Genomic DNA, 20349 nt, shown 5'->3' with positions numbered 1-20349 from the left:
CAAAACAAAGGGAGGGAGCACGCGCGTGCTCCCTCCCTGAAAATGCTTCGACGAAAAACTTACGCCGCGCCGACCACCTTGGCCGACTTCTCGAAACGCTTGCGCTCGTTCGGGTCGAGATAGAGCTTGCGCAGCCGGATGGTCTTCGGCGTCACCTCGACCAACTCGTCGTCCTGGATCCAGGCCAGCGCACGCTCCAGCGTCATGCGGATCGGCGGCGTCAGCTTGACAGCCTCGTCCTTGCCGGCGGCACGGATATTGGTCAGCTTCTTGCCCTTCAGCACGTTCACTTCGAGGTCATTGTCGCGGCTGTGGATGCCGATGATCATGCCCTGATAGACCTTGACGCCCGGATCGATGACCATCGGGCCGCGGTCTTCCAGGTTCCACATGGCGTAGGCCACCGCCTCGCCCTGTTCGTTGGAGATCAGCACACCGTTGGTGCGGCCCGGCAATTCGCCCTTGTAGGGCTGATAGGCGTGGAACAGCCGGTTCATCACGGCGGTGCCGCGCGTATCGGTCAGCAGCTCCGACTGGTAGCCGATCAGTCCGCGTGTCGGCGCGTGGAAGACAATGCGCTGGCGGTTACCGCCGGACGGGCGCAGTTCGACCATCTCGGCTTTGCGCTCCGACATCTTCTGCACGACGATGCCGGCATGCTCCTCATCGACGTCGATGACGACTTCCTCGACCGGCTCCAGCAATTCGCCATTGTCGCCGTTCTGCATGACGACGCGCGGCCGCGACACGGCGATCTCAAAACCTTCGCGGCGCATCGTCTCGATCAGCACGGCCAACTGCAATTCGCCGCGCCCGGAAACGAAGAACGAATCCTTGTCGGGCGATTCCTCGATCTTCAGCGCGACATTGCCTTCGGCTTCGCGCAGCAGGCGGTCGCGGATGACGCGACTGGTCACCTTGTCGCCTTCGGTGCCGGCCAGCGGTGAATCGTTGACGAGGAACGACATCGTCACCGTCGGCGGATCGATCGGCTGCGCATGCAGCGGCTCGGTCACCGCCGGGTCGCAGAACGTGTCGGCGACAGTGCCCTTCGACAGGCCCGCAATGGCGACGATGTCACCCGCCTGCGCTTCCTCGATCGGTTGGCGCTCGAGGCCTCGGAATGCGAGGATCTTGGAGATACGGCCAGTTTCGACCAGCGTGCCGTCATGGTGCAGCACCTTGACCGGCTGGTTGGATTTCAACGTGCCGGATTCGATGCGGCCGGTGATGATGCGACCGAGGAAGGGATTGGCTTCCAGGATGGTGCCGATCATGCGGAACGGGCCGGGATGCACGGTCGGCGCCGGCACATGCTTGATGACGAGGTCGAACAGCGGCGCCAGGCCCTGGTCCTTCGGGCCCTCGGGGTTTTCCGAGACCCAGCCGTCGCGGCCTGAACCGTACAGAATGGGGAAGTCGAGCTGCTCGTCGGTGGCGTCGAGTGCGGCAAACAGGTCGAACACCTCGTTGACCACCTCGACATGGCGGGCATCCGGCCGGTCGATCTTGTTGATGACGACGATCGGCTTCAGCCCGACTTTGAGCGCCTTGCCGACGACGAACTTGGTCTGCGGCATCGGCCCTTCGGCGGCGTCGACCAGCACGATGGCCGAATCCACCATCGACAGGATGCGCTCGACCTCGCCGCCGAAGTCGGCGTGGCCGGGGGTGTCGACGATGTTGATGCGGGTGTCCTTCCAGTCGACCGAGGTCGCCTTGGCCAGGATGGTGATGCCGCGTTCCTTTTCGAGGTCGTTGGAATCCATGGCGCGCTCGGCGACGCGCTGGTTGTCGCGGAAGGAGCCGGACTGCCTCAGAAGCTGGTCGACGAGGGTGGTTTTTCCATGGTCGACGTGCGCGATGATCGCGATATTACGAATTTTCATTTTACGGTCTCGGGAGCGTTGCAGGCAGCAGGCCCAAAGGCGCAGCCTCTTTCGGTTGCGCGGCTCATACAGGGTTTTTCGCATTTGCGAAAGAGGAGGCTCGTCACCAAATACTCATCAAATCTTAAACATCCGCGTGTGAAATGATTCTGTTAACCAAGGCGGAACCTTTCGGGGTCCGGGCAGTTCGAACGTCATGACCGATCAAGTCAGCAAATTCCGGCCGATTCTCGCTTGGGCGGCGCTCGCCGTCGTACTTGCGGCAGGTGGTGCGCAGTCCGCCGCGACGCTCAAGGGAAATCCTGCCTTGCCGTCCGACACGCAGACGGCCGAACAGCTCTACGCCGACGCTCCCGATGGCGTCGATCCCATGGTGACCGGCCCGGTCAGCGCCGCCTTCAAGCAACAGCAGAAGGCCGCCGGCTGCGACAGTGCGGTCTGGCCGAAGATTCCCGTCGCCTGCTATCCGGATTGACGACCGCCGCCTGCGGCCGGTCGCTTACGCCGACCGCACCGGATCGAGCGTCACCTTGTAGAGCTCGTTGTCGTCACGATCCATCAGCCGCACCGTCATCTGTTCGCTGGCGCCGTTGATGTCGACGAGGCCGAAGAACTGCAGGCCGGCCGACGGCGGCAGGTTCTGGCCCTGTTCGGCGGTCGGCGCCTTGATGAATTTCAGCTCCGGCCCGAAGGTCATGTCAAAACCATTGGGGCCGAACGTGCCGGCGTGGATCGGGCCGGAGACGAATTCCCAGAACGGGTTGAAATCCTGGAATTGTGCCTTGTCCGGGTTGTAGTAATGCGCCGCCGTGTAGTGCACGTCGGCGGTCAGCCACACCGTGTTGCTGATGCTGGCATTCTTGATGTAGCGCAGCAGGTCGGCGATCTCGAGCTCGCGACCCTTTGGCGCACCATTGTCGCCATTGCTGACCGCTTCGGCGCCGGCCTTCTTGGTGCCGTCGTCCCAGACGACGAGGCCGAGCGGCATGTCGGCGGCGATGATCTTCCAGGTCGCGTTGGAGTTGGCCAACTCGCGCTTCAGCCATTTCGTCTGCTGTTCGCCAAGCATGCGCGACTGCGGCGTCATCGTGTCCTGCATGTCCGGGCCGTTGGGGCCGCGATAGGAACGCATGTCGAGGAAGAACACGTCGAGCAGCGGTCCGTAGGCGATCTTGCGATAGACGCGGCCGGGCTCGGACGGCTCGTAGCGGATCGTCGTCATCTCATGGAAGGCGCGCGCAGCGCGGGCCGCCAGCACATGGATGGACTTTTCCGAATAGCGGTTGTCGGCGCTCAAATCCTTCGAATCCGACCAGTTGTTCAGCACCTCATGGTCATCCCACTGGTAGAAGGTCGGGCAGATGGCGCTGAGGCCGAGCACATGTCTGTCCATCATGTTGTACTTCCACTGGTCCCGGTATTCGTCGAGCGTCTCGGCCACCTTGCGCTTGCCGTCGATGAGCACGACGTTCTTCCACTTGCCGCCGCCGGGCAGGTCGACCTCGTCCTTCATCGCGCCGTCGGCATAGATGGTATCGCCGGAATGCAGGAAGAAGTCGGGCGTGTGCTTGCCGATCGTGGCGTAGGTCTTCATGCCGGTCTCGTCGATGCCCCAGCCTTGGCCGGCGGTATCGCCCGACCAGGCGAACTTGATGTCGCGCTTGGAGGCCGGTGCCGTGCGGAAGCGCCCGACGATCGGTTCGGAGACGGCGTTGATGTCGGCGAGATCGGCGGCGATCATGCGGTAGAAAATGTCCTGGTCGGAAGCAAGCTCGGTGAGCAGCCGCTTCACCGTGTAGTCGCTGGCCGGCGAGGTATCGAGCGGCGCCAGCCGCGTCGCATTGGCGAAATTCTCCGTCGTCGAGACTTCGAACATGACACGCGACGGACGGTCGGTGCGCGTCCAAACCATGCCGCTGGCGGCGTCGACGTCGCCCGACTGGACGCCATGGGTGAAGCCCGGCCGCTGATTGGCGCGCGAATAATAGGGCATCGCGAGGCCCGAGGCGCCGACCAGGCCAAGGGCGCTGGCGGAAGTGACGAAAGCGCGGCGGGAAATTGTGTTCATGGCTGTCTCCTGGATGGCTGCGAACGGTGCCACCAAGGTCCAGCCTCAATGTTTCAGGCGCATCTCGGAACCATGAAGGTTTCGTAACAGTGAACAGGCCTCTTCCCTTCTCCTCCTGTGGGAGAAGGGAGAGCCTAGCCCAGCCGCCTTAGGCCGCCTGCGGCTCCGGATCGAAGGCCGGCCTGCTGGTGTTGATCAGCAGCGAAAGACAGGCCGCGGCAATCGCGGTCATGCCAGCGATCATGAAGGCGAGTTCGTAATTGCCTTGCAGTTCGCGCATGGTGCCGCCGAAGAAGGCGGCGCTGGCTGCACCGACCTGGTGCCCGGCGACGATCCAACCGAACACGATCGGGCCGCTGCGGTCGCCGAACGCCTCGTTGGCGAGCCTGAGCGTCGGCGGCACGGTGGCGATCCAGTCCAGGCCATAGAGCACGGCGAAGATGATCAGGCTGGTCGCCGAGAAGCCGGAATAGGGCAGGTAGATCAGCGACAGGCCGCGGATGGCATAGTAGACGCCGAGCAGCTTGCGTGGATCGAAGCGGTCGGTGAGCCAGCCCGACAGCGTCGTGCCGATCAGGTCGAAGATACCCATCATCGACAGCAGGCCGGCGGCCTGCACCTCGCCGATGCCCATGTCGCCGCAGAAAGCGATCAGATGCGTGCCGACCAGCCCGTTGGTGGTGAAGCCGCAGACGAAGAAGGTGGCGAACAAATACCAGAACACACGCGTGCCGGCGGCACGCCGCAGCGTGCCCAGCGTATGCGCGAGGAAATTGCCCTGCGATGCCGGCGATGTCGGCGGCACGTCGTCGGCCTCCGCGCCAAAGCGCACCATGCCGATCGAGGCCGGACGCTCCGGCACCAGCAGCCAGACCAGCGGCACCAGAGCGGCGGTGGCGATCGCGATGGCGATGGCGACCGGCTTCCAACCGCCCGACTGGGCGAGCGCAGCCAGCAGCGGCAGGAATACCAGCAGGCCGGTGGCGCTGGAGGCCGACATCAGCCCCATCACCAGGCCGCGATTGGTCTTGAACCAGCGATTGACGATGGTGGCGCCGAGCACAGTGGCGACCGCACCCGACCCGATGCCGGAAAACACGCCCCAGGTGATCAGCAGATGCCACGGCTTGGTCATCAGCAGGCTGAGCGCCGTCGAGCCCGACATGATCAGCAGCGCGGCGAGCAGCGTGCGGCGCAGGCCGATGCGCTCCATCAGAGCCGCGGCAAACGGCCCGGTCAGGCCGTAGAGGAAGATGCCAATGGCCGCTGCCAGCGAAACGACATCGCGCCGCCAGCCAAAACTCTCTTCCAGCGGCAGCATCATGACCGAGGGCGCCGAGCGCAGCCCGGCCGCGATCAGCAGGCAGAGGAAGATGACGCCGACCACGACGAAAGCGTAGCGCTGGCCAAACGGATGGGATTGAGCTATCATGTTACTGACCGGTACGTTGCAATTGGATGGCAATACCCATACGTACCGGTCAGTAACATTGTCAAGCGAGTCTTTTGCATGCCATCGGACAATAAAATTGAACCGTCCATCAAGGACCCTCACGCGTCGGTCCTGCCGAGAGCCGGCGAGAAGATCCTCGACGTGGCCCGCGACCTCTTCTACCGGCAAGGCATCAGGGCGATCGGCGTCGACGAGATCGTCAAGCGCGCCGGCGTCACCAAGCCAAGTCTCTACCGCAGCTTTCCGTCCAAGGACGAATTGGCCGCATCCTACCTGCGACAATACGACCTTGAGTTCTGGGAGCGCTTCGACGAGGCGGTGGCCGCCCATCCCGGCGACCCGCGCGCGCAGATCAACGCTTTCCTCACCCGCGTCGGCAAGCGCACGCAAAGACCCGACTATCGCGGCTGCGGTATGACCAATGCGGCGATCGAATATCCCGAGCACGGCCACCCGGCCCGCGTGGTGAGCGAGGCCAACAAGCAGGAACTACGCCGCCGCCTGCGCGCCATGGCGAGGGCCATGGGCGCCGCCGACGCCGACACGCTCGGCGACGGACTGCTGCTCCTGATCGAGGGCGCCTATATCAGCGGCCAGCTGTTCGGGTTAGGCGGACCGGCGCAGTCGGTGGCGCGCAACGCGGACCTGCTGATCGAAGCCAGCTTGAAGAAATAGCGTTTGACGATACGCTGCGGCAGCTCGAAACGGAGTTGTCCGCATGCGCTTTCTTCTGATCCCGCTTGCTCTCGCCGGTCTCTGCCAGGCGGCCCACGCCGACGGCATATCCAGCGCCTACACCGACCTCGACTGGAAGAAGGATTGCGTCACCTATGCGAAAGCCGAGGAAGGCGAAGGCGACTGGGCCAATCTCGCCTGCTCGGGCTATCGCGGCTATCCGGTGCTGGTCGCCTATGACGACGCCCGCGAGTCGCTTTACTACGGCTTCCCGTCCGACGACATGACCGCGGTCTGGGAGAGCTTTTCCGGCTTCAACTCGGCCGGTCCCAAGATCGAATGGCGCATCGAGACCAAGGGCGACATCGCCATCCCCTTCGCCGTCATCCACCGTCGTTCGATCAGCAATCCCGAGGACGAGAACAAGCCGGCCGAGGTGCTCGTCGTGGCCAAGGTCGCGCAGCCGGAGGCCCATGACGGCTGCACCGTCGGACTGGTGCTGGCCACCGGCAACCCGCAAGCCAACGACCAAGCACGCAAGCTGGCCGACGACAAGGCAAGGAGCTTTGCCTGCGGCAAGGACAAGCGCGTTGTGATCGGCGACGCGCCCGATTTCGGCCGGGTGGATAATTAAAGCGAGTTGCGCTTAAGACGCCTTGCGGAGCAAGTTGATCGCATATCGTCGGTCCGCGCCGCCCCTCATTGCCCTGCCGGGCATTTCTCCCCGTATAGTGACGGGGAGAAAGACGCTGCGGTCACGGATTTCGCCAATCGTCAGCGCTGCAGAAAGTGCACCAAGGCTGCGGACATCCCCTTCTCCCCGTCACTATACGGGGAGAAGGTGCCGGCAGGCGGATGAGGGGCAGCGCCGCGCTTAGCGCCTGCTCGCAACCTCGAACGTCGACTACTTGCTCGCCTTCGCCCGCTCGATCGCCTCGACGATCATCTTCTTGGCATATTTCGAATCGTGCCAGCCTTCGATCTTGACCCATTTGCCGGGTTCGAGATCCTTGTAGTGCTCGAAGAAGTGCTGCACCTGCTGGCGCGTGATGTCGGGCAGCTGCGTGTACTCGGTGACGTTCTCGTAGCGCAGCGTCAGCTTGGGCGACGGCACGGCGATGATCTTCTCGTCCTGGCCAGCATTGTCTTCCATGATCAGCACGCCGATCGGCCGCACATTGATGACGCAGCCCGGCACCAGCGCGCGCGTGTTGCAGACCAGCACGTCGATCGGGTCGCCGTCGCCCGACAGCGTGTGCGGCACGAAGCCGTAATTGCCGGGATAGCGCATCGAGGTGTGCAGGAAGCGGTCGACGAACAGCGTGCCGGCCTCCTTGTCCATCTCGTACTTGATCGGCTCGCCGCCGATCGGCACCTCGATGATGACGTTGAGGTCTTCCGGCGGGTTCTTTCCGGTGGCTATCGCTTCGATACGCATGGTTTTCCCTCTCTCGATTTCCGAGATCGATAGCGGGCGACGCGGCATGGTGCAATGCGGCGAATGGTGCTCAGGACCTGGCGGCAGGCTTTCAGGCCGTCATTCCCAGACGAAAGCGACCTTCTTCAGCGCCTTCTGTTCGAAGATCTCGACGCCTTCGGCGACATCGCGGCCGCCAGCGCCGGCATAGAAGGAGAGAGCGTTTTGGTTGTCCTCCAGCGCCCACACCACCATGCCTTTCAGGCCGTGGTCGGCGAGACGCGCGCGTGCCGCCTTGAACAGCCGGCTGCCGAGCCCGATGCCCTGGTATTCCGGGCGCAGGTAAAGCTCGTAGATCTCGCCCTGCTGCCTGAGTTCGCGGGCGCGGTTCTTGCCGATCGTGGCATAGCCGGCGATCTTGCCGCCGATTTCGACCACCAGCACGGTGGCGGCGCGGCGGATGGCGTTCGCCCACCAGTCGGGGCCGCGCCGGTTGATCATCGATGTCAGCGTGCGGTGCGGGATGATGCCGGAATAGGCGCCGCGCCAGGCCTCCTGGTGCACGTCGGCGATGGCGCCGGCGTCGCGCGGCTCGGCTTTCCTGATGTCGATGGTCAGCGTGTTCATAATTGCTTAACCATAAACCCGCATCGGCCGATTGCAAAGAGTCCGGTCGCCGGCTGCAACGCTTTCGCACAGACGATCGGCAGGCAAAAGCCGCGGTTGAGCTGACTGAAGAGTTAGATTTCGACCAGGTGGTCGTCCAACTCGTTGCCGTCGCCGGCCGTGACCGGAAAATGCTCGGCCAGCACCGCGCCGACTGATTCGATCGCCTTGACGAAACCGTCGGCGAGCCGGTCGTCGCCGGCATGCCGGGTGAGGTCGCCCACCACGTCATCCCAGACATGCTGGCCGACCTTGGCGTCGATGCCGCTGTCGGCGATCACTTCGGCATAGCGCTCGGCGATCGAGACGAAGACAAGCACGCCGGTGCGCGCCGTGGTGCGGTGGACGTTGCGGGCAAGGAACTGCTTGATCGCGTTGGCATGCGCCGCCTGGTAGCGCAGTCGCCGCGGCACGAGATGGATGCGCAAGCCGGGCAGCGCCCACAGCAGGACAAGCACCGAGGCCAGCGCCAGCAGCTGGTCGAAGACGAAATGCGGCAGGCGGATCGACAGCCACCAGACCTCCAGCCCGTAGGCGACGGCGAGACTGACGATCAGCATCGCCAGTGTCGCCATGAAGGCGGCCGGAAAGAAATAGCCGTCGCTGGCCTGCGCCACGACGCAATAGATCTCGCCGTCGGTCTTGGTCTCGGCGGCGCGGATCGCCTCGGCGATGCGGTCATGGTCCAGCGGGCTGATCGGTCGTGTTGCCATCTCGTCTCACCAGCTCCCTGAAGACCCGCCGCCGCCGGACGAGCCGCCGCCACCTGAAAATCCGCCACCGCCGCTGCTCGAGCCGGAAGACCAGCCGCCGCCGGAACTGCCCGACGACCAGCCGCTGCCGGATGAGGATCCCGTCACCCAGCCACTGCCGGAAGACGAAGAGCCATAGCGGAAGGTCATGCCGAGCCATTTATACACGCCCGGCGACAGCTTCGTGCCAAAGATCGGCGGCAGGAAGGCCATCGCCATGCCGCCGAAGAACATCGTCGCCCACAGGATGAGGAACAGCGCGACGATTGGGTCGATGGGCGAGCTGTCGTCAGCCGGATTGCGCTTGCCGCGCGCCTCGAGCTCCTCCGGATTGCCTTCCAGCACCATGATCATGTCGTCGACGGCTTTGGAAATGCCGCCGGAGAAATTGCCGGCGCGGAAGGCCGGCACCATGTCGTTTTCAATGATCAGCTTGGTGTGCAGGTCGGTCAGCGTGCCTTCCAGCCCATAGCCGACCTCGATGCGCATCTTGCGGTCGTTCTTGGCCACCAGCAGCAGCACGCCATTGTTCTCGCCGCCCTGGCCGAGCTTCCAGAAGCGGAACAGTCGGTTGGCGTAGGGTTCGATCTCCTCGCCGTCGAGGCTGGGGATCGTCGCGACGACGATCTGGTCCGAACCTTTCGTCTCGAAATCCGCGAGCTTCTGCGTCAACGCCGCCTTGGTCGCGGCATCGATGATGCCGGCATTGTCGACGACCCGCCCGGTTAGCGCCGGCAACTCCGCGGCGAAAGCCGTGAAGCCGAGGAACAGCAGCAGCGCCAGGGCCAGCAGGGCGGCATCGATCCGCGTGGCGACAGAGCCGGATGTTGCGAGGGCGCGTCCCGTCATGCCGTCACCAGCTTCCCGAGGAGCCGCCGCCGCCGGACGAGCCGCCGCCACCGGAAAAACCGCCGCCGCTTGACCCCGACGACCAGCCGCCGCCGGAACTTCTCGAGCCGCTGGACGAGCGCCGGCTGGGTTCGAAGGTCATGCCCAGCCAGCGATAGCGGCCGGGTCCGATCTTCTGCCCGAAGATCGGCGGCAGGATCGAGGCGGCTAGGCTGCCGACCAGGATGGTGATCCAGATGGCGATGAAAATTGTGAAGAACAGGTCGTCGGAATTGAACGGTGCCTGCTGGTTGCGCTCGCCGCGGGCTTCCAGTTCCTCCGGATTGCCTTCCAGCACCATGATCATGTCGTCGACGGCTTTGCTGATGCCGCCGGAGAAATCGCCGGCGCGAAAGGCCGGCACCATGTCGTTTTCGATGATCAGCTTGGTGTGCAGGTCGGTCAGCGTGCCTTCCAGCCCATAGCCGACCTCGATGCGCATCTTGCGGTCGTTCGGCGCCACCAGCAGCAGGACGCCGTTGTTCTCCTTGGCCTGGCCGAGCTTCCAGAAGCGGAACAGGCGGTTGGCGTAGGGCTCGATCTCCTCGCCGTCGAGGCTGGGGATCGTCGCCACAACAATCTGGTCGGAGCCTTTTTTCTCGAAATCGGCGAGCTTCTGCGTCAGCACCGCCTTGGTCGCGGCATCGATGATGCCGGCATTGTCGACGACGCGACCGGTGAGGGCGGGAAGATCGGCGGCGAAGGCGGCGAGGGGGAAGAAAAGGAAGCTTAGAATGATCGCCAGAAACGTCAGAGTGGCGTTCCGTCCCACCCCCCTCTGTCCTGCCGGCCATCTCCCCCTTGAGGGGGGTGAGGAGTGCTCCGCGCAGCGGACGGGAAGCCAATTGCTTGGCTTTCCGAACGACGAACGCCCGGAGCGATAGCGGAGGGCTGGGTCCGGCAGGACAGAGGGGGGTGTGGACACGCCTGCGGTCCGTCTCGTCGCAAGTATTGGATTTGCCGGCTTCGCCGTTCACCCGCCCTGTTTCGTCCCGAAATCGACCTTGGGCGTCTGCAGCTTGTCTTCCTCGATGGTGAAGTTCGCGAACGGCTCGTTGCTCCGGAACCAGAAGGTTGCCCACAGCACCGACGGGAAGGTCCTCAGCGTCAAATTGTAGTCCCTGACCGCCTGGATATAGTCGCGCCGCGCCACCGCGATGCGGTTCTCGGTGCCTTCGAGCTGCGCCTGCAGCGCCAGGAAATTCTGGTTGGCCTTGAGGTCGGGATAGTTCTCCACCACCGCGAGCAGCCTGGACAGCGCGCTGGTCAGGCTGGACTGGCTGTCCTGGAATTTCTTGAAAGCTTCCGGGTCCTTCAATGTTTCCGGCGTCACCGTCACCTGCGTCGCCTTGGCGCGCGCCTCGACCACCGCGTCGAGCGTATCCTTCTCATGCGCCGCATAGCCCTTGACCGTCTCGACCAGGTTGGGGATCAGGTCGGCGCGGCGTTGGTACTGGTTCAGCACCTCGCTCCAGGCCGCCTTGGCATTCTCCTCCGCCGTCGGAATGGTGTTGTAGCCGCAGCCGGCAAGCAGCGGCAGCACGATCGCCATCATCAGGAAGGCCGGCAGCTTGCGGGCAATGGAGGGTGAAGTGAGGCGCTGGGCAAACATGATTTGGATCCCTCGTCGGAAGTTGCACGCGAAGCATTACCACAATCTGCGCGCAAGAAAATGACCTCGGCCCGGACGCCTCCGCTGGCATCTCCGCGTCCGGCACGAGGCCCTGTGAATGGCCTCGCGAACAGGCTAAGGTCCCGGCAAAACAGGATATTGCCATGGCGCAGCGCCAGGACAGCGACACCGAATCGCGCCGCATTCTCGAGCGTGTGGAACACGAAACCGCGCCTGGCGGCACCTCGTTCGTCGCGCGGACCGCGAAGAGCGCGAGCGACCACGTCACGGCCGCGGATGCCGACCGCGCGGACCCTATCGAAGTTTGGGGCACCCGCATCGGCCGGGGACTGGGGCTCATCATTGCAATCGGCCTGTTGGCCTGGCTCGTGTATTTCGCCACCCGTTAGGAATCAGGATCAATGAACGAAAAAAACGACGCGCCGCGTGCGGTCATCGTCATTTCCAGCCATGTCGCCCGCGGCTCGGTCGGCAACCGCGCCGCCGTCTTCGCACTGGAGACGCTCGGCTTTCCGGTATGGGCGGTGCCGACCATCGTGCTGCCCTGGCACCCCGGCCATGGCCGCGCCACCCGCATCGTGCCGCCGCTCGACCAGTTCAAGGCGCTGATGGCCGATCTCGAGCGCGCGCCCTGGCTGGGTGAGGTCGGCGCAGTGCTGTCGGGCTATCTCGGCGAGGCCGGCCAGGCCGAAGCCGTCGCCTCGCTGGTCGCCGCGGTCAAGGACAGGACGCCGGATGCCGTCTATATCTGCGATCCGGTAATGGGCGATTCGGGCGGGCTCTATGTGCCTGAAGCGACGGCGATCGCCTTACGCGACCGGCTGATGCCGATCGCCGACATTGCCACCCCCAATCGCTACGAGCTGGAATGGATGGCCGGCGCGCCGCTGCCCGACCTCAAATCGGTGATCGCGGCCGCCCTTCACGCGGGGCCTGGGACCATGCTGGTCACCTCGGCGCCGTCGATGATGGCTGGCGGTACCGGAAATCTGCTGCTCGACGCCAGACAGGCGCTGCTCGCCGAGCACCGCCTCATCGACAAACCGCCCAACGGGCTGGGCGACCTGACAGCGGCTGTCTATCTGGCGCGCATCCTCTCCGGCCAGCCGGCGATCAAGGCGCTGCAGTCGACCACGGCGGCGGTCTACGAGATTCTGGCGCGCACGGCCAAGCGCGGCGGCGACGAGTTGCAGCTCGAGACCGACGCCCAGAGCCTGTCGCACCCGATGGCAATGGTGCAGCTTCGCCACCTCCTGCACCCGGGGCGGGACAAAAGGGCGTGACTCTTGTTGGCGTCGACGGCTGCAAGGCCGGCTGGATCGCCGTCCGCCGCGATCCGGGCGCTTGGCCGTCGGTCTCGGTCTTTCCAACCTTCGCGATGCTGGTCGACGCATTGCCCGCCGATGCCGTGGTCGCCGTCGACATGCCGATCGGCCTGCCGGATCATTCGCAAAAAGGCGGACGCGGGCCGGAAGCGCTGGTGCGGCCGCTGCTCGGGCAGCGCCAATCCAGCGTCTTCGCCATTCCATCGCGCGCCGCCCTTTACACAGACACGGATGACTTCACCACGGTCGAAGCCTGGTATGTCGCGCATCGCCGCGCCAGCGAAGTGGCCAAGACGACCTCCGATCCGCCACGCGGCGTCTCGATCCAGGCTTTTGGCATCTTCGCCAAGATCCGCGAGATCGACTCACTTCTGATCTCCCGGCCGGAGCTGCGCGGTCGCATCTTCGAATCACATCCGGAAGTCGCCTTCTGCAGGCTGAACGACGGTCAGGCCATGTCGCTGCCGAAGAAGATCAAGGGTATGGTCAACCCCGCCGGCATGGCAGAGCGCAAGGCGCTGCTGTGCCGGCATGGCTATGAGAAGGACTTCCTCGACGGGGCGCCGCCGAAGGGCGCGGCCGCCGACGATTTCCTCGACGCAGCAGTGATGATGCTGATCGCCGGCCGCATCGCCAGCGGCGAGGCACGGCCGTTCCCGGACCCGCCGCTGACCGACCGTTTCGGCATTCCCGTCGCCATCTGGGCGTGAAGCGACGCCTGAGCTATGCGCGCCGCATCGCGTTTTGCGACGAAACCATCCGCAATTCGGCATTGCTCGCGACGGGCTTTTGCCGTTAGAGCCATTCCAAACTGAAACGTGCCGCCGCATCCAACCCGGAAAGGGTCCAGACGCCGCCCATGCCTCACCTCCCTGAACACTTGCTCGCCGGCTACCGCAATTTCATGAAGGGCCGCTACCTTGCCGAAAGCGGACGCTACCGCTCGCTCGCCCGCGAGGGCCAGGCGCCGGAAACCATGATCGTCGCCTGTTGCGACTCGCGCTCGGCGCCCGAGGCGATCTTCGACGCCGGGCCGGGCGAGCTGTTCGTGCTGCGCAATGTCGGCAATCTGGTGCCGCCCTATGCGCCGGACGGCCAGTTCCACTCGACCTCGGCGGCGCTCGAGTTCGCCGTGCAGAGCCTCAAGGTGAAAAACATCGTGGTGATGGGGCACGGCCGCTGTGGAGGCATCCGCGCCGCACTCGACACCAACTCCGCGCCACTGTCGCCTGGCGACTTCATCGGCAAATGGATGAGCCTGATCGCGCCGGCGGCCGAAACCGTGTCGTCCAGCACCTTCATGACGGCGACGGAGCGCCAAACCGCGCTGGAGCGCATCTCGATCCGCTATTCGATCGCCAATCTCAGGACCTTTCCTTGCGTCTCCATCCTTGAAGGCAAGGGCCGGCTGTCGCTGCACGGCGCCTGGTTCGACATCTCGACCGGCGAGCTTTGGGTGATGAACAAGGAGACCGGCGATTTCGAACGGCCGGAGATGGCATAGACCATGATCCCGGAACCGAAGGTCCGCGTCAGCGAAAAGCGGGACCGGTTTTCGGATAGGATCATGGTCAAACATGGAGGTGGCAATGCGGAATTGGCGTGCGATCACTTTCGTCGTGGCGGCACTGATGCCGACGCTCACCGCTGCTCGCGCCGATGACGGTGCGATCATCGACCGCTGGTATTCGGCGTTGCTTGTCGCCGACCGCACCGAATTGTCGGACCTGCTAGCCGACGACGTGCGCATCAAGCTCGAAGACCTCGGCGTCGTGCAGAACAAGCAGGAGTTCATCGCCTCGATCGATAACTGGCAAGGTGCTGTCGCCGGTGCGGCGATCCGGCATCGCATCGCCAAGAGCGAAGGCGGTGTCACCACGGTGATCGCCTGCTACGACTTCCCCAACAACGACATGCTGATGCAGGAGACGTTCTCCGTCACCGACAGCCGCATCACCGCCAGTTCGCAGGCCGCGATCGCGGAAAGCTGCGACGGTTACTGACGAAAACCTGACTGGCCGCGATGTTGCGCGCAACAGGCCCGCGCCCTACATCGGTGGCGATCCCGCCCTGCCTTGCCGCCAACAGCCGAAAGATCATCCATGCCATCCACCAAAGATGTCGACCTCGCCGCCCATCCGCTGACCGCATGGCAAGGGCCGCTTGGCCTGCCCGACTTCTCCCGCATCGGCGACAGTGATTTTTCCGGAGTGTTCGACGCGGCGCTGAAGGCGCATGAAGCCGAGATCGAGGCGATATCAGGCAACGCAGACGCGCCGACGGTTCACAACACGCTGGCCGCGCTCGAACTTGCAGGCGAGCCGCTCGACCATGTCTCGTCGATCTTCTGGTGCCGGGCCGGCGCCCACACCAACGAGGCGATCCAGGCGCTGGAGCGCGACATTTCGCCGAAGATGTCGAGGCATTTCTCGGCGATCTCGATGAACGAGAAATTGTTTGCCCGCATCGACGACCTCTACCAACGGCGTGAATCCCTGAAGCTCGACTCCGAAACGCTGCGCGTGTTGGAAAAGACCTGGAAAGGCTTCGTCCGCTCCGGCGCGAAACTTGACGCCGATGGCAAGAAGCGGCTGGCCAGGATCAATGAGGAATTGTCCTCACTCGGCACCCGCTTCGGCCAGAACGTGCTGGCCGACGAGCGCGACTGGGCGCTGTTCCTCGACGAGGCCGACCTTGCCGGTCTGCCCGACTTCCTCAAGAGCGCCATGGCCGAGGCTGCCGAGATGCGCGGCCAGAAAGGCCGCTACGCCGTCACGCTGTCGCGGTCGATCTACGAGCCGTTCACCACCTTCTCCGAACGGCGCGACCTGCGCGAGACCGCCTTCCGCGCCTTCACCATGCGCGGCCAGAATGGCGGCGCCAGCGACAACACGAATGTCGTTCGGGATATGTTGAAGCTGCGCGCCGAGAAGGCAAAACTGCTCGGCTACGGCTCGTTCGCGGCGCTGAAGCTCGACGACACCATGGCCAAGACGCCGAAGGCGGTGCACGCGCTGCTCGATCCCGTCTGGGAAAAGGCGCTGGAGAAGGCCGCCAACGACCAGACCGAACTGCAGCGGCTGGCGACCGCGGCCGGCAGCAACGAACAATTCGCCGCCTGGGACTGGCGCTTCTACCAGGAGAAACTGCGCGCCGAGAAATTCGCCTTCGACGAGGCCGAGCTGAAACCGTATCTGCAGCTCGAGCGCGTCATCGACGCCTGCTTCGACGTGGCGGCAAAACTGTTCGGCATCACTTTCGAGGAAAGGAAAGGCATCGCCGCCTGGCATCCTGATGCCCGAGTCTTTGTGGTGAAGAACGCCGACGGCAGCGAGCGCGGCATCTTCCTCGCCGACTATTTCGCCCGGCCTTCGAAGCGCTCCGGTGCCTGGATGAGCGCGCTGAAATCCGGCTACAAGCTCGGCGATGGCTCGAAGCCGGTGATCTACAACATAATGAACTTCGCCAAGCCGCCGGCCGGCGAGGCAGCGCTTCTGTCGGTCGACGAGGCAAAGACGCTGTTCCACGAATTCGGCCATGCACTGCACGGCATGCTGACCGACGTCACCTGGCCTTCGGTGTCGGGCACTTCGGTGAGCCGCGATTTCGTCGAACTGCCTTCGCAGCTCTACGAGCATTGGCTGACGGCGCCGGCGGTGCTGGAAAAGCACGCGCTGCACGTCAAGACCGGCAAACCGATGCCGAAGGCGCTGCTCGACAAGATGCTGGCGGCGCGCACTTTTGGCGCCGGCTTCGCTACGGTCGAATTCACGGCCTCGGCGCTCATCGACATGGCCTATCACGCGCGCCCGGATGCACCGGAACAGCCGCTTCGTTTCGAGACCGAAACGCTGGACAAGCTCGATATGCCCGACACCATCGCGATGCGCCACCGCACCCCGCATTTCGGCCACGTCTTTTCCGGTGACGGCTATTCAGCCGGCTACTATTCCTACATGTGGTCGGAAGTGCTCGATGCCGATGCCTTCGCTGCCTTCGAGGAGACCGGCGACCCCTTCAACCCGGCGCTGGCCGAGCGGCTGAGGAAGAACATCTACGCCGCCGGCGGCTCAAAGGACCCGGAAGAACTCTACACCGCCTTCCGCGGCAAGATGCCGTCGCCGGAGGCGATGATGGTGAAGCGGGGGCTGGTGTAAATTAGCCAATCTCCCCCTCGTGGGGGAGATGGCCGGCAGGCCAGAGGGGGGCGCTGTCCCTCCGGCCTCTCAATTGATGGCTTTTTGCGCCGACGGGCTTGCTATCGCCGGTTCGCAGGGTGATGAAGGGTTGGCGATCCTTCGCGCCCCCTCTGCCCTACCGGGCATCTCCCCCACGAGGGGGGAGATCGGCAGCCTCGCCGGCCGCCCCCTTCCACGGATCAGCCACCCGCGGCCACACCGGCCGCGTCAGCTTCGTGTAGTTGGTGACCGCCGGATTGCTGGGATACGAACTCGGCGCCGAGACGTAGATGATCTCGGCGGCGATCGGGGCGAAGCCGGCGTAGAAGTGATTGGTCGATTTCACCAATAACAGGTCCTTGCTGAGTGGATTGACGCCGAGATTGGAGAAAATATCGGGTTCGAAGGTCTGTGTGCGGTTGGTATTGAGGATGATATCGACTTCGGTGCCTTCGATGCGGACCAGCGCTGTCGATCCGAGCGTCACCCGGCTCGGCCCAAAACTCTGCCACCCTTCCGTGACCGCTCTCAGCACGCGCACCCGCGCGTCGATCGGCTCGCCCGCCAGCGGGCCGGCCTTGCCACCAAAACGCAGATCGATGACGGCGCCCTCGCCCGCGGCTTGACAGAACGTCACCGCGATCGGATCCCAGATCGTCGCCACGCCGACATTGCTGACGCCACGCTCCAGCATGGCGCGCAGCACGATGGTGCCGTCGCCGGCGACGCCGCCGCCAGGATTGTCCCAGATGTCGGCGATGACCACTGGCTTGTTCGTGTTTTCCTTCCGCACGGCCAGCGCCCGCTCGATGCCGTCGGAAGCACTCAGCATCGTCATTGCCGTCTTTTCGCGCATCGCATAGAGCTCGCGTCCCAGGCTTTCCGCCAGCGCATCGCCCTTGGCCTTGTCATTGTCGGTGACGACCAGGATGCGCGTGCCCATTTCCGGAACGTCGGCGGCCATGAAGCCGTGGATGACGGAGGCCGACAGCACGCCGTCCTTGCCATGCAGCGCCTTGATGCGGTCGACGAAGGAACGCATCGGCTCGCGGCTGGTCGGCAGCACCTGGATCATGCGGCAGTCGAAGGTCGAGATCAAAGGCTTGATCTCGCCGCGCGCCGCGGCCAGCCCTAGTTCGACGACATGTTCGCCACGCTCGTAGAAGTCGGTGTGCGGGAACTCGAGGAAGTAGGCCATGATATCCGACGCCGCCACGCGCTTCGGCGTCAGATGGCTGTGCGGGTCGAACTCCGAGGCAATCACCACCTGCGGACCGACGATTGCACGCACGCGTTCGAGCAGGTCGCCTTCGCAGTCGTCATAGCCTTGCGCCACCATCGCGCCATGCAGGCCGAGGATCACCGCATCGACCGGCAGCGCCGCCTTCAGCTGATCGAGGATCTCGTCGCGCAGCGCCTCGAAAGTCTGCCGCTGCACCAGGCCGCCGGGCTCCGCCCATGTGGCGGTGCCTTCGATCACGGTCAGCCCTTCGCTGGCCGCACGCCGCCGCAAGGCGACGATCGGCGACGAGCACAAAGTCGGCGTTTCCGGGTGCTTGCCTGGCCCGGCATAGAAGGCCATCTCGAACGAGGCCCGGTCGGTCGGCACCGGCGAGAAAGTGTTGGTTTCCGTCGCCAGCGAGGCGGTGAAGATGCGCATGAAAGCTCCGTGGAAAGTGAAGGCTATTTGACGGCCCCGAGCGCCAGGCCCCGGACGAGGTAGCGCTGCAGCCAGATGAACAGGATCGCCACCGGCAGGGTGGCGAGCAGCGTGGCGGCCATGACATGGTGCCATTCGATCGTGTAGCGGCCGGCGACCAGCGAGAAGACCTGGATCGGCAGCGTGTAGCTTTCCTGGCTGCGCAGCATGGTGAGCGCGACGACGAACTCGTTCCAGGCATTGATGAAGGTGAAGATGGCCGTCACCGCGATCGCCGGCAGGCAGAGCGGCAGGAACACCTTGCGCAGCGTCAGCCAGCGGCCGGCTCCCTCCATCCATGCGGCCTCTTCGAGATCGCGCGGGATGGTGTCGAAATAGCTCTGCAGCATCCACACGGTGAAGGCTACGTTGAAGGCCATGTAGATGAAGCCGAGCGCGGTGGTTGATTCGACCAGGCCCCAGGCGGCCATCAGCCGGAACAGGCCAAGCACCAGCACGATCGGCGAGATCATCTGCGACACCAGCAGGAACTGGCGGAAGGCACCGTAGCCGGCAAAACGAAAGCGCGACATCGCATAGGCCGCCGGCACCGAGATCAATATGGCGCCGACGGTGGCGATCACCGAGACATAGAGCGAATTGGCCAGCGCCTGGCCGAAACCGGTCGCCACCCACATGTCGGCAAAATTCGACCAGCGGAATTCGCTCGGCCACCAGGTCGGCGACAGCACCTCCTGTCGCGGCTTGACCGCGGTCAAAAACATCACCGCGAAGGGAAAGATCGTCACCACGATCAGCGGCGAAAGCAGCAGCCATGCGATGATCGAACGCTTCAGCTTGCCGTTCCTCATGCGCGTTGCTCCCGCATCGCCAGCCGCACATAGATCATGGTGAAGACGAGCAATATGGCGAACATCACCAGCGACACGGCTGACGCCTCGCCGAGTTTGCCGATGCGGAAGGCGAGCTTGTAGAGGTGGGTGACCAATATGTCGGTCGAGTTGGCCGGTCCGCCCTGCGTCATCACCCAGATGATCGGGAAGGAATTGAAGACGTAGATGGTGTTGAGCACGATGGCGATGTTGATGAACGGTTTTAAGAGCGGAAAGGTGATCTCGCGGAACAGCTGCAGCGGTGTCGCGCCTTCGAGTGCGGCGGCCTCGTAGAGGTCGTCGGGGATCGACGACAGGCCGCCGAGGAAGATCGTCGTCGTGAACGGCACCGTCACCAATATGCCGATCAGCACCTGCATCGGGAACGCCGTCTCGGCGCTCGCCAGCCACTGGATGTTCTGGTCGATCAGGCCGAGCCCGATCAGCGCCGAATTGAGCATGCCGCTTTCGCCATTGAGCGCCCAGCGCCAGACCACCGCCGTCATGGTCAGCGACACCGCCCAGGGCAGCATGATGATGACGCGGGCGATGCCTCGACCATAAAAGTCGGTGTTGAGGATGATCGCCACCGGGATGGACAACAGCAGCGCGCCACCGACGACCAGCACCGTCCACACACCTGTGCGCCAGAGCGCGGCAACGAAGTCGGGATCGGCAGTGAGCGCCCAGAAATTGGTCAGGCCGCTGAAGTCGCGCAACTGGCCGAAGCGGCTGACATCGTGGGTCGAGATCTGGATCAGGTCCCAGACCGGCCAGAAGATGACGACGGCCGCCAGGAACAGGCTGGGCAAGGTCAGGAGATAGGGCAAGAAGCGATTTTGCATCGGCTGACCTGAGGGCGTCGGGGGGTGG

The 20349-nt window shown here is 64.2% G+C and carries 21 protein-coding genes; 9 read left to right on the top strand and 12 right to left on the bottom strand.

Annotated features, from left to right (window positions below):
• Positions 1–59: 59 nt before the first annotated feature.
• On the bottom strand, positions 60–1889 hold the full coding sequence (typA, locus tag ACFX5Q_RS13835; RefSeq protein WP_404278658.1) for a translational GTPase TypA: 1830 nt from the start codon (positions 1887–1889) through the stop codon (positions 60–62).
• Between the two features lie 196 nt (positions 1890–2085).
• Here typA and ACFX5Q_RS13830 point away from each other — a divergent pair, with 196 nt between their 5' ends.
• Positions 2086–2364 carry a hypothetical protein gene (locus ACFX5Q_RS13830; RefSeq protein ID WP_404278656.1) on the top strand — a complete coding sequence of 93 codons (279 nt, stop codon included), beginning with the start codon at positions 2086–2088 and terminating at the stop codon, positions 2362–2364.
• Between the two features lie 24 nt (positions 2365–2388).
• On the opposite strand, the gene ACFX5Q_RS13825 is transcribed toward ACFX5Q_RS13830, so the two are convergent.
• Positions 2389–3957, bottom strand: a complete 1569-nt coding sequence (locus tag ACFX5Q_RS13825; protein ID WP_404278654.1) for an alkaline phosphatase D family protein — start codon at positions 3955–3957, stop codon at positions 2389–2391.
• 148 nt (positions 3958–4105) lie between these two features.
• A complete protein-coding gene (locus tag ACFX5Q_RS13820) occupies positions 4106–5389 on the bottom strand; it encodes an MFS transporter (RefSeq protein WP_404278652.1) in 1284 nt (427 codons plus the stop codon).
• Between the two features lie 78 nt (positions 5390–5467).
• Here ACFX5Q_RS13820 and ACFX5Q_RS13815 point away from each other — a divergent pair, with 78 nt between their 5' ends.
• Together ACFX5Q_RS13815 and ACFX5Q_RS13810 are read left to right on the top strand one after the other, a co-directional pair.
• Positions 5468–6085 carry a TetR/AcrR family transcriptional regulator gene (locus ACFX5Q_RS13815; RefSeq protein WP_404278650.1) on the top strand — a complete coding sequence of 206 codons (618 nt, stop codon included), beginning with the start codon at positions 5468–5470 and terminating at the stop codon, positions 6083–6085.
• A gap of 43 nt (positions 6086–6128) precedes the next feature.
• Complete coding sequence (locus ACFX5Q_RS13810; protein WP_404278648.1) at positions 6129–6719, top strand: hypothetical protein; 591 nt, start codon at positions 6129–6131, stop codon at positions 6717–6719.
• A gap of 270 nt (positions 6720–6989) precedes the next feature.
• On the opposite strand, the gene ppa is transcribed toward ACFX5Q_RS13810, so the two are convergent.
• From ppa to ACFX5Q_RS13780, 6 genes are all read right to left on the bottom strand, one after another.
• Positions 6990–7523 carry an inorganic diphosphatase gene (gene ppa / locus ACFX5Q_RS13805; RefSeq protein WP_404278646.1) on the bottom strand — a complete coding sequence of 178 codons (534 nt, stop codon included), beginning with the start codon at positions 7521–7523 and terminating at the stop codon, positions 6990–6992.
• 99 nt (positions 7524–7622) lie between these two features.
• A complete protein-coding gene (locus ACFX5Q_RS13800) occupies positions 7623–8129 on the bottom strand; it encodes a GNAT family N-acetyltransferase (RefSeq protein WP_192181929.1) in 507 nt (168 codons plus the stop codon).
• Between the two features lie 113 nt (positions 8130–8242).
• Positions 8243–8881 carry a TPM domain-containing protein gene (locus tag ACFX5Q_RS13795; protein ID WP_404278643.1) on the bottom strand — a complete coding sequence of 213 codons (639 nt, stop codon included), beginning with the start codon at positions 8879–8881 and terminating at the stop codon, positions 8243–8245.
• A 6-nt stretch (positions 8882–8887) separates the two neighbouring features.
• Entirely contained in the window at positions 8888–9769 is an 882-nt protein-coding gene (locus ACFX5Q_RS13790; RefSeq protein WP_404278641.1) for a TPM domain-containing protein, read from the bottom strand.
• Positions 9770–9773: 4 nt separating this feature from the next.
• Positions 9774–10580 carry a TPM domain-containing protein gene (locus ACFX5Q_RS13785; RefSeq protein ID WP_404278639.1) on the bottom strand — a complete coding sequence of 269 codons (807 nt, stop codon included), beginning with the start codon at positions 10578–10580 and terminating at the stop codon, positions 9774–9776.
• Between the two features lie 201 nt (positions 10581–10781).
• Positions 10782–11420, bottom strand: a complete 639-nt coding sequence (locus ACFX5Q_RS13780; RefSeq protein ID WP_404278637.1) for a LemA family protein — start codon at positions 11418–11420, stop codon at positions 10782–10784.
• Between the two features lie 164 nt (positions 11421–11584).
• Between ACFX5Q_RS13780 and ACFX5Q_RS13775 the strand changes: the two genes are divergently transcribed.
• The 6 genes from ACFX5Q_RS13775 to ACFX5Q_RS13750 all read left to right on the top strand — a co-directional run bounded on the left by ACFX5Q_RS13775 (position 11585) and on the right by ACFX5Q_RS13750 (position 16923).
• Positions 11585–11830, top strand: coding sequence for a hypothetical protein (locus ACFX5Q_RS13775; RefSeq protein WP_404278635.1), 246 nt, complete (start codon positions 11585–11587; stop codon positions 11828–11830).
• 12 nt (positions 11831–11842) lie between these two features.
• Positions 11843–12724, top strand: coding sequence for a pyridoxal kinase PdxY (pdxY, locus tag ACFX5Q_RS13770; protein ID WP_404278633.1), 882 nt, complete (start codon positions 11843–11845; stop codon positions 12722–12724).
• The gene (locus ACFX5Q_RS13765; RefSeq protein WP_404278631.1) at positions 12721–13476 is read left to right on the top strand and encodes a DUF429 domain-containing protein; all 756 of its coding nucleotides are present in this window, start codon (positions 12721–12723) and stop codon (positions 13474–13476) included. The genes pdxY and ACFX5Q_RS13765 overlap by 4 nt, the downstream gene beginning before the upstream one ends.
• A 149-nt stretch (positions 13477–13625) precedes the next feature.
• On the top strand, positions 13626–14270 hold the full coding sequence (locus ACFX5Q_RS13760; RefSeq protein WP_404278629.1) for a carbonic anhydrase: 645 nt from the start codon (positions 13626–13628) through the stop codon (positions 14268–14270).
• An 85-nt stretch (positions 14271–14355) separates the two neighbouring features.
• Complete coding sequence (locus ACFX5Q_RS13755; protein WP_404278627.1) at positions 14356–14769, top strand: nuclear transport factor 2 family protein; 414 nt, start codon at positions 14356–14358, stop codon at positions 14767–14769.
• A 99-nt stretch (positions 14770–14868) separates the two neighbouring features.
• Complete coding sequence (locus ACFX5Q_RS13750; protein ID WP_404278625.1) at positions 14869–16923, top strand: M3 family metallopeptidase; 2055 nt, start codon at positions 14869–14871, stop codon at positions 16921–16923.
• A 157-nt stretch (positions 16924–17080) separates the two neighbouring features.
• On the opposite strand, the gene ACFX5Q_RS13745 is transcribed toward ACFX5Q_RS13750, so the two are convergent.
• The 3 genes from ACFX5Q_RS13745 to ACFX5Q_RS13735 are packed head-to-tail and all read right to left on the bottom strand — an operon-like array spanning position 17081 to position 20321.
• A complete protein-coding gene (locus ACFX5Q_RS13745; protein ID WP_404278623.1) occupies positions 17081–18604 on the bottom strand; it encodes a M81 family metallopeptidase in 1524 nt (507 codons plus the stop codon).
• A gap of 23 nt (positions 18605–18627) precedes the next feature.
• Positions 18628–19455: a carbohydrate ABC transporter permease gene (locus ACFX5Q_RS13740; protein WP_192181918.1), complete on the bottom strand. Its 828-nt coding sequence runs from the start codon at positions 19453–19455 to the stop codon at positions 18628–18630.
• Positions 19452–20321, bottom strand: a complete 870-nt coding sequence (locus ACFX5Q_RS13735) for a carbohydrate ABC transporter permease (protein WP_404278620.1) — start codon at positions 20319–20321, stop codon at positions 19452–19454. Before ACFX5Q_RS13735 ends, ACFX5Q_RS13740 begins: the two co-directional genes overlap by 4 nt.
• Positions 20322–20349 lie beyond the last annotated feature (28 nt).

It is taken from the genome of Mesorhizobium sp. IMUNJ 23033, from assembly GCF_044778005.1.
Classification (GTDB): domain Bacteria; phylum Pseudomonadota; class Alphaproteobacteria; order Rhizobiales; family Rhizobiaceae; genus Mesorhizobium; species Mesorhizobium amorphae_A.
The sequence above is the reverse complement of the archived record's forward strand: the minus strand, read 5'-3'. Positions and strand labels throughout refer to the sequence as shown.